At 62.5% G+C, this 13231-nt stretch carries 10 protein-coding genes; all 10 read left to right on the forward strand.

What is annotated here, in order from left to right:
* The first annotated feature begins 193 nt into the window (after nucleotides 1-193).
* Nucleotides 194-1441, forward strand: coding sequence for a multidrug effflux MFS transporter (locus KIP88_RS03585; RefSeq protein ID WP_214486458.1), 1248 nt, complete (start codon nucleotides 194-196; stop codon nucleotides 1439-1441).
* A gap of 239 nt (nucleotides 1442-1680) precedes the next feature.
* Nucleotides 1681-3099 carry a M20 family metallopeptidase gene (locus KIP88_RS03590; RefSeq protein ID WP_214486459.1) on the forward strand — a complete coding sequence of 473 codons (1419 nt, stop codon included), beginning with the start codon at nucleotides 1681-1683 and terminating at the stop codon, nucleotides 3097-3099.
* Between the two features lie 272 nt (nucleotides 3100-3371).
* A complete protein-coding gene (locus KIP88_RS03595) occupies nucleotides 3372-5168 on the forward strand; it encodes a peptide ABC transporter substrate-binding protein (protein ID WP_214486460.1) in 1797 nt (598 codons plus the stop codon).
* Between the two features lie 21 nt (nucleotides 5169-5189).
* Complete coding sequence (locus tag KIP88_RS03600) at nucleotides 5190-6149, forward strand: ABC transporter permease (protein WP_214486461.1); 960 nt, start codon at nucleotides 5190-5192, stop codon at nucleotides 6147-6149.
* Nucleotides 6115-7035 (forward strand): ABC transporter permease, encoded by a 921-nt coding sequence (locus KIP88_RS03605; RefSeq protein ID WP_214486462.1) that lies wholly within the window; start codon nucleotides 6115-6117, stop codon nucleotides 7033-7035. Before KIP88_RS03600 ends, KIP88_RS03605 begins: the two co-directional genes overlap by 35 nt.
* Complete coding sequence (locus tag KIP88_RS03610) at nucleotides 7035-8027, forward strand: ABC transporter ATP-binding protein (RefSeq protein WP_214486463.1); 993 nt, start codon at nucleotides 7035-7037, stop codon at nucleotides 8025-8027. The genes KIP88_RS03605 and KIP88_RS03610 overlap by 1 nt, the downstream gene beginning before the upstream one ends.
* Nucleotides 8024-8992, forward strand: coding sequence for an ABC transporter ATP-binding protein (locus KIP88_RS03615; protein WP_214486464.1), 969 nt, complete (start codon nucleotides 8024-8026; stop codon nucleotides 8990-8992). The genes KIP88_RS03610 and KIP88_RS03615 overlap by 4 nt, the downstream gene beginning before the upstream one ends.
* Nucleotides 8993-9172: 180 nt before the next feature.
* The gene (locus tag KIP88_RS03620) at nucleotides 9173-9661 is read left to right on the forward strand and encodes an adenylate/guanylate cyclase domain-containing protein (protein WP_214486465.1); all 489 of its coding nucleotides are present in this window, start codon (nucleotides 9173-9175) and stop codon (nucleotides 9659-9661) included.
* Nucleotides 9662-9808: 147 nt separating this feature from the next.
* Nucleotides 9809-11131, forward strand: coding sequence for a hypothetical protein (locus tag KIP88_RS03625; protein WP_214486466.1), 1323 nt, complete (start codon nucleotides 9809-9811; stop codon nucleotides 11129-11131).
* Nucleotides 11132-12892: 1761 nt separating this feature from the next.
* Complete coding sequence (locus KIP88_RS03630; protein WP_214486467.1) at nucleotides 12893-13210, forward strand: DUF4071 domain-containing protein; 318 nt, start codon at nucleotides 12893-12895, stop codon at nucleotides 13208-13210.
* The last annotated feature ends 21 nt before the right edge of the window (nucleotides 13211-13231 follow it).

The raw sequence follows: 13231 nt of genomic DNA on the forward strand, positions 1-13231 counted from the left end.
CTGTTGTTTCGTGCGTAGGGGATAGAGCAAGCCGCCCGTCAGAACAACGTCTTTGGCCTGCGCCGAAGGTACCTTCCGGCCTGACCGGCGTGGCCCGCTTCAAGCCCCGCTGGCCGATGGTCTGCCATGCCGAAAACGTTATTTGTGCAGCGCAACAAAATCCATAAGGTGCCACCCGCAAAAGGATTTTTCGTTGACCGATACCAGTGCCAATGCCTTGGCCGCTTCAGGCCACCGCCCGATGGGCTTCCCCGAATTCGTGATCGTGATCGCCTCGATCATGGCGCTCAATCCGCTTGCGATGGACATGATGCTGCCGGCGCTGCCGAACATCGCGTCCGCCTTCCACATCACGTCACCCAACCGGCCGCAGATGGTGCTGTCGATCTTCCTGGTCGGCTTCGGCGTCGGGCAATTCGTGATGGGCCCGCTGTCGGACCGCTTCGGGCGGCGGCCGGTCCTGCTCGGCGGCATGGCCGTCTATTGTATCGCCAGCCTGCTTGCGATCGCGGCACCTTCCTTTGAAACCTTGCTGCTGGCCCGCGCGCTGCAGGGCCTCTGCACCTCGGCTACGCGCGTGATCGCGACCTCGATCGTTCGCGACTGCTACGCCGGCCGGCGCATGGCGAGCGTGATGTCGCTGGCGATGATGGTGTTCATTGCCGTGCCCGTCATCGCCCCGGCATTCGGCCAGGCCGTGCTGCTGCTGACGCAATGGCGCGGCATCTTCATCGTGCTGATGCTGTATGGCGTAGTGGCGCTGATCTGGAGCGCGCTGCGCATGCCGGAGACGCTGCCTGTCGAAAGGCGCAGGTCGCTCGCCGTCGGCGCGGTTTTCGATGCGTTCCGCCAGACCGTGACCAATCGCCAGACGCTGGGTTATGCGCTGGCGGCCGGCGGCGTATTGGGTTCGCTGTTCGCCTTCGTATTCATCTCGCAGCAGGTGTTCACCGGCATCTATCAGCTCGGGCATTATTTTCCGCTTGCGTTTGCCGGTGTCGCCGTCGGAACCGCGATCGCCGGCTTCGTCAATTCGCGCCTCGTCGGCCGCCTCGGCATGCGCGTGCTCTCCCACGGCGCGCTGATCGGCTTCGTGGTCATCTCCGCAACCATGCTTGTGGCGGCGAAAATGCAGATGCTGCCGCTGCCGCTGTTCATGGTGCTCTCGGTATCGATGATGTTTGCGTTCGGGCTGATGATCGCCAATTTCACCGCGCTCGCCATGGAGCCGCAAGGCCATATCGCCGGCACCGCGGCGTCGCTGTACGGCTCGATCACCACGCTCCTTGCCATCGGCATCGGCGCCACCATCGGCCAGGATTACGACGGCACGCTGGTGCCGTTCGCGACCGGCTTCTTCCTCTGCACGCTGGCCGCGCTCGCCGTGGTGCTGGTGGTGGAGAAAGGCCGGCTGTTCAGGCCGCATGGCATGAAGCTGTGACCGGCCCATCTGCGCTCGGGCCGGCGTAGCGACGCAATGTGCGCCCCGAACCAACGACATGGCTGAAATTCGTAGCCCGGATGGAGCGAAGCGCAATCCGGGGTTCTATGTTTGCGGGCGAGCATTCCGGGTTACGCTTCGCTCCACCCGGGCTACAGTCCGCCCGGCGCTGGGCATCGTTTGGCGAAGCTGATAACAATTCCTCCGCTCACATCGGCTTCAGAATTGGAAATCGGACGATGGATAACCGCAGCAACATCTGGCGTGGCGTCGACACCATCAAGCCGCGCTTCGTCGACTTGGCCGACCGGGTCTGGGCGATGCCCGAGGTCTGCTACACCGAAGCACGTTCTTCCGCCGAACATCTGGCCGAGCTGCGCCATCAGGGTTTCCGCATCACCGAGCAAGTCGCTGGCATTCCCACCGCCGTGATGGGTGAATGGGGCGACGGCGGGCCGGTGATCGCCTTCCTTGGTGAATATGACGCGCTGCCCGGTCTCAGCCAGGAAGCGGGCGTGGCCGAACCTCGCCCGCTGGAAGCCGGCGGCCATGGCCATGGCTGCGGTCACAATCTGCTCGGCTCCGCCGCCCTGCTCGCCGCCACCGCGGTGAAGGATTGGCTCGCCGAACACAGGGTGCCGGGGCGCGTGCGCTATTACGGCTGTCCTGCGGAAGAAGGCGGCGCCGCGAAGACCTTCATGGTGCGATCAGGCGCCTTCGACGATGCCGACATCGCCATCACCTGGCACCCGTCGAGCTTCTGGGAAGTCGTGGTGACGCCCTCGCTCGCCAACACACGCGCCGATTTCATCTTCACCGGGCGTACCTCGCATGCCGCCGCTTCGCCGCATCTCGGCCGCAGCGCGCTCGATGCGGTCGAGCTGATGAATGTCGGCGTCAACTACATGCGCGAGCACATGCCGAGCGACGCCCGCGTCCATTATGCCCTGCTCGACACCGGCGGCATCGCCCCCAATGTGGTGCAGGCCCATGCCCGCGTGCGCTATTCGATCCGCGCCCGCGACCTCCCCGGCATGAACGAACTGGTCGAGCGCGTCCACAAGATCGCGCAGGGCGCGGCATTGATGACCGAAACCAAAGTGGAGATGAAGATCATTTCCGCCGTCTCCAATCTGCTGCCGAACACCCCGCTCGAGGCAGCGCTCCATGGCATCATGGAAGAACTCGGCCCGCCGCATTTCGACGAGGCCGACACGGATTTCGCGGCCAGGATCCGCTCCACGCTGACGGAGAAGGATATCGAGACCGTCTACCACTCGATCGGCATGGATCCGACCGACCGGCCGCTGGCCGATTTCATCGTCCCGCTGGACGCCAAACGTAATCCGCAGATCGGCTCGACCGATGTGGGCGATGTGAGCTGGGTCGTGCCTACCGTTCAGGTCCACGCCCCGACGGTCGCGATCGGCACCCCGTTCCACACCTGGCAGGTGGTGGCGCAGGGCAAGAGCCCGCACGCCCACAAGGCCATGGTGCAGGCGGCCAAGGCCATGGCCGGGCTCGGCGTCAGGGCGCTGACGGAACCGGACCTGATTGCATCAGCCAAGGCCGACCTGAACAAGCGCACCACCCGCACACCTTATGTCAGTCCGCTGCCGGACAGCGTTGCGCCACCGCTGGACATGTCGCGGATCTAACCTGATCCGGCCTGACCAACTTGGCGAAATTTTTTGCAGTGCAGAGCGCGATTCCGCGCGCTTTTGACGCGTCTGTGCCGCCGGATTGCCAAAGCAATGTGCGCCGCAGCGTGTTTCTGCCCAAGCAAAAATCATCGCCCCCGTCGATGCTGCCAATTGTTGACAGCCAGCCGTTGACCTCCGGGGCATTTGGTGTGCCATCTTACCGGCGAACACCTACGCTGCCGCCCGGCGGCGCGCCACAACCACCAGAACCAGACACGGGGACAACGATGCTGGACAACGAACTGCGAACCATGATCGACGAAGTAAAGGACGGGCGCATGGATCGCCGCGGCTTCGTTCAGCGGATGCTTGCTTTCGGTCTCACCGCACCCATGGCCACGCAGATTCTAGCCATCGGCGGCGTGGCCATGGCCGAGGGCCCATCCGTCTACAAGCCAACCAAGCGCGGCGGCGGCGGCGCACTGAAACTGCTGTGGTGGCAGGGACCGACCCTGCTCAATCCGCATTTCGCCACCGGCACCAAGGACCAGGACGGTTCGCGCCTGTTCTACGAACCGCTCGCCTGCTGGGACCCGGACGGCAACATGAAGCTGGTTCTGGCCGCCGAAATTCCCTCGATCCAGAATGGCGGGCTGGCCGCCGACGGCACATCAGTGACCTGGAAGCTGAAGCCCGGCGTCAAATGGCACGACGGCAAGCCCTTCACCGCCGACGACGTCGTGTTCAACTGGGAATACGCCCGCGATCCCGCCACCGCCACCGTGACCATCGGCGTTCACCGCGACATCACCGTCGAGAAGGTCGACGACCTCACGGTCCGCATCCTCTTCAAGAAGCCGACGCCGTTCTGGGCCGACGCCTTTGTCGGTGCCCCCCAAAGCATCATCCCAAAACACCTGTTCGCGGAATATAAAGGCGCCAAGTCCCGCGAGGCCCCGAACAACCTCTCCCCCGTCGGCACCGGTCCCTACAAATTCGTCGAGTTCAAGCCGGGCGATGTCATCCGCGGCGAGATCAATCCCGACTACCATATGCCGAACCGTCCCCACTTCGACACCATCGAAATGAAGGGCGGCGGCGATGCCGTCTCGGCCGCGCGCGCCGTCATTCAGACCGGCGAATATGATTTCGGCTGGAACATCCAGGTCGAAGACGACGTCCTGCTGCGGCTGGAAAAGGGCGGCAAGGGCAAGACCGTCTATGCGGTCGGCGGCGACACCGAATTCATCGCGCTCAACTTCACCGATCCCAATACCGAGGTCGACGGCGAGCGCTCCTCGATCAAGACCAAGCATCCGCTGTTCTCCGATCCCGCCGTGCGCAAGGCGCTCTCCATGCTGGTCGACCGCGAGGCGGTCAAGAAAGTCATCTACGGCCGCGCCGGACGCGTCACGCCCAATTTCCTCAACGGCCCCGAGCAGTTCGTCTCGAAGAACACGACCTGGGAATTCAGCATCGAAAAGGCTTCCAAGCTGCTGGAGGACGCAGGCTGGAAGGTCGGCGCTGACGGCATCCGCGAGAAGGACGGCAAGAAGCTGAAGCTCTTGTACCAGACCGCGATCAACGGCCCGCGCCAGAAGACCCAGGCCATCGTCAAGCAGGCCTGCCAGAAGGCCGGCATCGACGTCGAGCTGAAATCGGTGGTCGCCTCGGTGTTCTTCTCCTCCGACGTCGCCAACCCCGACACCTACGCTAAGTTCTACGCCGACCTCGAGATGTTCCAGATCCCGATGAGTCAGCCGGATCCGGCCCAGCACATGCGCCGCTATCATTCGCGCAACGTCGCCACCAAGGAGAACAAGTGGCAGGGCGTGAACTTCCCGCGCTGGGTCAACAAAGACTATGACGCGACGGTCGATGCGGCCGAGGCCGAAACCGACCTCGTCAAGCGCGCCGCCCTCTATATCAAGGCCAACGATATCATGATGCAGGACATCGTTTTCATCCCGGTGATGCACCGCCTGAAGGTCGAAGCCTGCTCCAACACGCTGCGCCCGGTGGTCAGCGGATGGGCCAACGAAACCGACAATCTGTTCGACTGGTACCGGGAGGCGACGGGATAATCGCGACGGGATTTTTCCCTCATGAGTCAGTATGTCCTGCGTCGCCTCCTGATCGCGATTCCGAGCCTGCTCGGCATTTCGCTCGTGCTGTTCATCGTGCTGGCGCTGGCGCCTGGCGATCCCTTCAGTGAACTCGCGACCAATCCGAACGTGCCGCCCGAAGTAGCGGCGGCACTTCGAACCAAGTTCGGCCTCGACGATCCGATCTACCTCCGCTACCTGCACTGGATCACCGCCATGCTGCAGGGCGACTGGGGCTTTTCCTTCGTCAGCCGGATGAACGTCGACACGCTGATCCTGCAGCGCCTGCCGACGACGCTCTATGTGATCGGCTCGGCGCAGCTGCTGGCGCTCATGATCGCGATACCGGTCGGCGTCTATGCCGCGACGAAGCCCTACTCGATCTTCGACCAGATCGCGAACACGCTCGCCTTTATCGGCTTTTCGTTGCCGACCTTCTTCACCGGCCTGTTATTCATCCTGCTGTTTTCGATCACGCTGGACTGGCTGCCTTTCGTCTACACCACCGACATCAAGGCGACCGGCTTCCGCTGGGTGATCGAACAGGTTCGGCAGGCCATCATGCCGGTGATGGTGCTCGGGCTGTTTCAGGCGGCCTCCATGACGCGCTTCGTGCGTTCGGCCATGCTGGACGTGATCCGCCTCGACTACGTCACCACCGCCCGCGCCAAGGGCCTCGGGCAAGCGAGAGTGATCGTCAAGCACGCGATGCGCAACGCCCTGATCCCGGTCGTCACGCTGGTCGCGCTGCAGATGCCCGCCGTGTTCGGCGGCGCCATCGTCACCGAGCAGATTTTTCGCATTCCGGGCATCGGCTCGCTCCTGATCTCCTCCATCCTCTCCAACGACACGCCGGTCGTGATGGCCGTGACTTTCGTCTTCGCCTGTCTTGTCGTGCTCTTCAATCTCATCGCGGATGTGCTTTATGGCTGGCTTGACCCTCGCATCTCCCTCCGCTGAGCGGCGGCCGGCCTGGTCGCCCTGGCGCGAGACCTGGCGGCGCTATCGCCGCCACAAGCTCGCCGTGGTGAGCGCGGTGCTGCTGATCGTCCTGATCGTGGCTGTCGTGTTCGGCCCCTTCGTCTGGCGCGTCAGCATCAACGAGATCGATTTCAACGCGCGCCTCGAAGGCCCTTCGCTCGCCCATCCCTTCGGCACCGACGATCTCGGACAGGATATCCTCGCCCGCATGATCTACGGCGGACGCATCTCGCTCGCGGTCGGCCTCGCCGCGATGGCGGTCGCCGTCATCGTCGGCACGCTGATCGGCGCGCTCGCCGGCATGTCGCGCGGCGCGCTCGGGCATGCGCTGATGTGGCTGACCGACCTCTTCCTCTCGCTGCCGCAACTGCCGCTGTTGCTGTTGCTCATCTATCTTTTCCGCGACGGGCTCAAGGCGGCGTTCGGCCCGGAGGGCGGCATCTTCATCCTCATCGTACTCGTCATCGGCGGCCTGCGCTGGATGCCGGTCGCCCGCCTCGTGCGCGCCCAATTCCTTTCCTTGCGCGAGAAAGAGTTCGTCGAGGCCGCCCGCGCGCTCGGCGCCAGCCCGCTGCGGCAGGTGGTGCGTCACATCCTGCCCAACGCGCTGGGACCGGTGATCATCGCAGGCACCATCGACGTCGCCGCCGCCATCATCGCTGAATCGACTCTGTCGTTTCTCGGCCTGGGCTTCCCGCCTGACACCCCGACCTGGGGCCGGCTGCTGTTCGACGCCAAGGACTTTCTCGACATCGCCGCCCACTGGGCGCTGTTTCCGGGCGGGGCAATCTTCGTCGCGGTCGTCGCGATCAACTTCATCGGCGACGGCATGCGCGACGCGCTCGATGCAAGGCGGGTGATCTGATGGCGCCGCTGCTCGAGATCAAGGGCCTGAAGACTCACTTTGCCACCGACGACGGCATTCTGCAGGCGGTCGACGGCGTCGACATCGCGCTCAACAAGGGCGAGACGCTCTGCGTGGTCGGAGAGTCCGGCTGCGGCAAGACCGTTACGGCAATGTCGATCCTGAAGCTGATCGCGATGCCGCCGGGCCGCATCGTCGAAGGCCAGATCCTGTTCGAGGGCCGTGATCTCGTGCCGCTCACGAGCAGCGAGCTGGACGACATCCGGGCCAAGGAGATCGGCTTCATCTTCCAGGAGCCGATGACCTCGCTCAACCCGGTTCTGTCGGTCGGCGAGCAGGTCGCCGAGAGCCTTCGCCGCCACGAGGGCCTCTCGAACAAGGACGCGTTCGCCCGCACGGTGGAGATGTTCAAGCTGGTGCAGATCCCCAATGCCGAGGGCCGTGTGCATGATTACCCGCACCAGTTCTCGGGCGGCATGCGCCAGCGCGTCATGATCGCGATGGCGCTGGCCTGCAAGCCGAAGCTCGTCATCGCCGACGAGCCGACCACCGCGCTCGACGTCACCATCCAGGCGCAAATCCTCGATCTCTTGCAGGACATGAAGGAACGCTTCGGCATGGCGGTCATGCTGATCACCCATGCGATGGGCGTCGTGGCCGAGACAGCGCAGCGCGTCGTCGTCATGTATGCCGGCAAGGTGGTGGAAGAGGCCGATGTCGACAGCCTGTTCGAAAGCCCACGCCATCCCTATACGCAGGGCCTGATCCGCTCGATCCCGCGCATCGATCTCGCCAGCGCGCACAAGACCCGGCTGGAAGCGATCGGCGGCACCGTGCCGATCCTGATCAACCCTGCCCCCGGCTGCCGCTTCGCGCCGCGCTGCCGCTTCGCCTTCGGTCCCTGCTCCGAAAAGGAACCGGTTCTGCGCGAGGTAGCACCTGGCCATCGCATGGCCTGCCACCTCGGAGACACGCAGGGAGCAAGCGCATGAGCGAGCCCCTGCTGCGTGTCACCGGCCTGAAGAAGTATTTTTCCGTCAAGGGCGGAATCCTTTCGCGCGAGGTCGGGCGCGTTCATGCGGTGGACGGCGTGTCGTTTGCGGTCAACCGCGGCGAAACGCTCGGGCTGGTCGGCGAGTCCGGTTGCGGCAAGTCCACCACGGCGCGCTGCGTGCTGCGCCTCCTCGAACCCAGCGAAGGCGAGATCCTCTTTGACGGACAAGACATGCTTGGCCTTTCCGGCGGCGACCTGCGCGCGATGCGGCGCAACATGCAGATCGTGTTCCAGGACCCGTTCGCCTCGCTCAATCCGCGCATGACCGTCGGCGCGATCCTTGGCGAAGCCTTCACCATCCACGAGCTTGCGTCCTCGGCAAGCGAGCGGGACGACCGCGTGGCGAGCCTGCTCGTCAAGGTCGGGCTGAAGGCCGAGCACATGCGCCGTTACCCGCACGAATTTTCCGGCGGCCAGCGCCAGCGCATCGTGATCGCGCGGGCGCTCGCGGTGGAGCCGAAGTTCATCGTGTGCGACGAGCCGGTTTCCGCGCTCGACGTTTCAATTCAAGCGCAGGTGATCAATCTATTGGAGGACCTGCAGGCCGAACTCAACCTGACCTATTTGTTCGTCGCCCACGATCTCTCCGTGGTGGAGCATATTTCCGACCGCGTCGCGGTGATGTATCTCGGCCGCATCGTCGAACTGGCTGACGCGAACGACCTCTACCGCAACCCCCGGCATCCCTATACCCAGGCGCTGCTCTCCGCCGTGCCGGTGCCGGACCCGAAGGTGAAGCGCAAGCGGATCCGCCTGCAGGGCGATGTGCCGAGCCCGATGAACCCGCCGCGGGGCTGTCATTTTCACACCCGCTGCCCGATCGCCGAGCCGCGCTGCCGGGAAAGCGCGCCCGAACTGAAGCAGGGTAGCGACGGGCATTTCGTGGCTTGTCATCTGGCCTGACAGCGGCGCCGTATTCCGCCAGGCTATCCGCCGCGTCCCACTGAAGTCGGAAATAGGCTGGCACAACCCGACATCCCCGCGATCAGACCTCTGGCAGTGCGACCTCATCGGGGAGACTTTCCGGCCGGCCGTCAATCCAAGCCCCGCAATTAGGTGTATAAGGAGGCTGGAGGTCGCGCCATGGTTGCGTCGGGGCAGGACCGCATCGAACGCCGGCTTGCTGCCATACTGGCCGCCGATGTGGCTGGCTACAGCCGGCTGACCGGTGCGGACGAAGAAGGCACGCATGTCCAGCTTCAGGCCCATCTGCGCGCTCTTGTCGATCCCAAGGTTGCCGAACACCGTGGTCGGGTCGTCAAGAACACCGGAGACGGGATGTTGGCCGAGTTTGGCAGCGTAGTGGACGCAATGCGCTGCGCACTTGATATCCAGCGCGGGATGGCCGAGCGCAATGCCGGGAGGCCAGATGAGAAGCGCATCGAGTTCCGCATGGGCATCAATGTCGGCGACATCATCATCGATCGAGGTGACATTTTCGGCGATGGCGTGAATGTGGCAGCGCGTCTGGAGGGATTGGCGAAGCCCGGCGGCATTTGCATCTCTGATGACGCGCACCGGCAGGTTCGGGGCAAATTCGATGTCACCTTCGAGGATGCAGGCGAACGGTAACTGAAGAACATCGCACGGCCAGTGCGGGTTTTCCAAGTCGCTCTTGATGATGCGCGACCCGCCAAGCCAATCTCGCAGCCGCACAATGCGGCGTCGGCTAAGCGTCGTCGGTGGAGCACGCGCGCCACGGCGATCGGAGCTGCAGTCGTGCTGATCGCCGGCGCTGTCGGTGCAGCATTGTACTTCCACCTCGGCCGCGTGCCGGTGCAGCTGCCGGACCAGCTGGCAAAGCCCCCTGATGGCCTCTCCATCGTCGTGCTGCCGTTCGCCAACCTATCTGGCGATGCGAGCCAGGATTATCTGGCAGACGTCATCAGCGACGAACTGACCACCGGGTTCTCGCGTTTTCGGAACAGTTTTGTCATCTCCCGGTCAACCGCTTTCACTTACAAGGGCAAGCCAATCAATGTGCGGCAGATCGGCAAGGATCTCGGTGTGCGCTATGCGCTGGAAGGCAGCGTGCAGCCGAGCGGCGACCGGCTGCGTGTGAATGCCCAGCTCATCGATACCGAGAGCAATGCGCATCTCTGGGCTGACCGGTTTGACGAAAACCGCTCCGACCTCTTGCAGATGCAAGATGCCATTGTTCACCGCATCGCGTTTGCGATCGGTATCAAACTAACTGACGTAAGGGCGCGAGAGGCACAAACTCGCGCTGCCAATCCCAATGCCGAAGACCTTGCTTTCCGCTGCTCCGCGGCGATTATGCGAACGGTTTGGGCATCGGAACGTGACTCCGCCTTCCGCCTCTGCGAGCAAGCGTTGGAGATCGACCCTGAGAATGTTCGCGCGCTCTCCCACCTGACATTCAAGTTCACCCAACGCTTTTCCCTTCTTGCGGCTCCCGATCGTCAAGCTGATCTTCGCCGCGCGGACGAACTTGCCTCCTTAGCCGTAAAAATCGATCCGGGTTACCACATGGCTCACGTGGCCAAAGGCGATGCTCTCCAGATAGCGGGGCGCTATCGGGAGGCGATTGATTCTTATGGGCGCGCCCTGATGTTAGTCCCAAGCAGCATTCTGCTCGCATTGCCCATGGCCTACAATCTTATCGGCGAGCCGGAACAGGCCATCGCATATGCCGACAAGGCGATGCGCCTCAATCCGCACGCCCCCGCCGCCATGTGGCCAACTTTGTATCTCGCCAAGGCCATCGCCTTCAGCATGTTGCACGACCTTGAGGAGGCGCTTGAATGGATTGAGCGGGCTGAAGCTGCTGCTCCAGATATTCTGCTCATGGGATTTGTGCGGTCTGCACTGCTTGCCCTGGCGGGCAAAGAGGACGAGGCGCGCGCAGCAATGCAGCGCTATCTGGCGAACAACAATGCCCCTATCCGGACCATGTCTCAATGGGATGCTCGGCAGTCAGAAAAACCGTTGCCGTCCTATAATCCGCTTGTTCTTGCGCGTCTTCATATGTTCAAGAAGAAATTCGACGACGGCCTCCGAACAGCCGGACTGCCGGAGTGAGCAACCGCGGTTGCCCACGCCGACGAGGTGATCGAAAGAGCGGCTCGCTGCTTGTCTCTTGTTGGGTCGCCAGTGCCGAAAATACGGCGGCCCCGCCCCGGCAGCGGTTAATACCACTCTTGCCGGGGCGGGGCCGAGGTCGGATCGTCGCGTTATCTCGGGTGAACGCCGTTTTTGCGAATGATGTCAGATAGCTGGGATAAAAGCTCCCGGAGTCGGGCATTCTCCTCGATCAGCGAATGAGCTTCGTCGGCGCGTTCGTTGCGACGAAGGGCGGGCTCGTCCCCACGCAGGGCATTCTCAAGCAGTGAAAGAGCGTCGTCGGTCGGTTCCTCAACCCAAAATGAGGGTTCTGCGCGTCGGTCTCGCTTATTAAGCTGCGGATGGTCTACTCGCATGATTGATACTCCAATTTTAAAATGCGTAACGAGCCCCCAGTCGCGTTGTCGCGCGCGGAGAATGAGGTGAGTCGAGAGGCAAATTTGCGACAAAAATTGGAATCGCGCGGGGGCGACCCCGGCGCTAAAGCGGCGTGATTGCGGCGAATCTCGCAGCCCGCGCGGGCCGGAACTGCAGCCTGCGCGTGCGATTTATGGCGCTTTCGAGCACAGCATGCTCCCGGACATGGGTCCGCTCGCGTCAGGAAAACGCGTCAAAACAACCATCTAGCGCGGGTTCTGATTCAATCAGAACCGAAAAGTTCTCTCAAAGAAACGTGGCCAATTGATAGAGCGCGTAAAGAACTTCCAGCCCCATGAGAACGAGCGCTGCGATCATCAGATAATAATTAAAATGCATGCGAGATTTAAAACCAATGCCTTTCGCGGCCTGTGCGGATTTCGCGCCAGGCCGTAAACCAAACTCAATACGCGTCGGAAGGGACAAGTCCCCGGCGAAAGATTCGTCGGCAACTAAAAAGAAAGGCCTCCGCCGCCGCGGAAGTGACGCCTTTGACGCCTTTGTCGCGAACCTCTTCTTGACCGGAGGTCTCTAGTTCGACGCCAGCTCGCCTGCTCATACACCGTGGAAAATCTTGATTCCCCACAGCACGATGACGATGGCCAGTACCAGCGTAGCCGCCGTCAGTACACTTTCTAAGGAAGCGACTCTCATACTCACTCTCCGCTTCCCAGCCCCGCTAACGGTCTAGGTGATTCGTTGATTCCCCTGCAATCGCATGATCACAATGCTTTGAACGTTGCTCCGCGGTTGTGTTTTACAGGTCACACATCTGGGTATAGCGGCGCATTTCTGCGCCGCTGCAGCATCGCCATGCGTCAACTGAAGCGGAAATGCCCGCCTCTTCCGACGTTTTTTCGATGGAAGACGATTTACTCGGGCTGACCAGCCGGCGCGTAGGAACCGGCCGGGACTGGAGCACTTCGCCGCCGTTCGGCGAGAGCTGCCAGGCGATCGTATTCCTCCGCCACCTTTAGCAGGCGGCCCTGGTCCTTGACTGCATTCGCGGCTAACGCCCGAGTCAGTTCTGCGCGCCTGCGCCAGTGATCCGCATTGGTCAGGAAATCCGTCATCGATACGCCTCAAAATAAGATGGTTTGCTCCCCAGCCGCGCAGACGTCAGAATGGCTCGCGATACGTCAAAAATTTGGCCTAATCCGATCTGCCGTGTGACGCCAGGGACGTGTGACTTTTTCGGCGAGCCTCATCGTCGTTCCCTTTCGGACGCAAATTTGCCCTCGACTCAATGAATAGCTCATCGTGGAACCGACGACTGGGCCACCTTGTGATCAGGAATGTGTCATGAGTATCGAACATCCGCCGCACGACAAGCAGGCCGCCCGCCGCGATACGTTTCGGAATGCCGAACATGCCGGCAACGTCGTACCACTGCGTGAAGGCAATGACGTGCGCCAGGCAAGTGAAGCGCCGCATCAGGGCGATGAACTTCTCACCGCCTTGTCGCCCCTGCTCGACGAAGTCGACGGACTTCGGGGAAATGAGACGCTACATCAGGATACCAATAACGTCGTGCTGCTGCTCGAAGAGAATGCCCGGCTTCGCAAGCTTGCGGTCAAGCTGTCAAATCTGCTTGGCGATCTTCCCGCGCAGGGCACGTGAGATCGAGGCTGCCGCGATAGA

This window comes from Bradyrhizobium sp. SRL28, from assembly GCF_018596315.1.
Taxonomy (GTDB): Bacteria; Pseudomonadota; Alphaproteobacteria; order Rhizobiales; family Xanthobacteraceae; genus Bradyrhizobium.

Excerpts from the sequence above, each read along its gene's own strand:
- KIP88_RS03615 (WP_214486464.1), top strand. The coding sequence starts at position 8,024 with ATGAGCGAGCCCCTGCTGCGTGTCACCGGCCTGAAGAAGTATTTTTCC.
- KIP88_RS03620 (WP_214486465.1), top strand. The coding sequence starts at position 9,173 with ATGGTTGCGTCGGGGCAGGACCGCATCGAACGCCGGCTTGCTGCCATA.
- KIP88_RS03600 (WP_214486461.1), top strand. The coding sequence starts at position 5,190 with ATGAGTCAGTATGTCCTGCGTCGCCTCCTGATCGCGATTCCGAGCCTG.
- KIP88_RS03595 (WP_214486460.1), top strand. The coding sequence starts at position 3,372 with ATGCTGGACAACGAACTGCGAACCATGATCGACGAAGTAAAGGACGGG.
- KIP88_RS03590 (WP_214486459.1), top strand. The coding sequence starts at position 1,681 with ATGGATAACCGCAGCAACATCTGGCGTGGCGTCGACACCATCAAGCCG.
- KIP88_RS03630 (WP_214486467.1), top strand. The coding sequence starts at position 12,893 with ATGAGTATCGAACATCCGCCGCACGACAAGCAGGCCGCCCGCCGCGAT.
- KIP88_RS03605 (WP_214486462.1), top strand. The coding sequence starts at position 6,115 with ATGGCTGGCTTGACCCTCGCATCTCCCTCCGCTGAGCGGCGGCCGGCC.
- KIP88_RS03610 (WP_214486463.1), top strand. The coding sequence starts at position 7,035 with ATGGCGCCGCTGCTCGAGATCAAGGGCCTGAAGACTCACTTTGCCACC.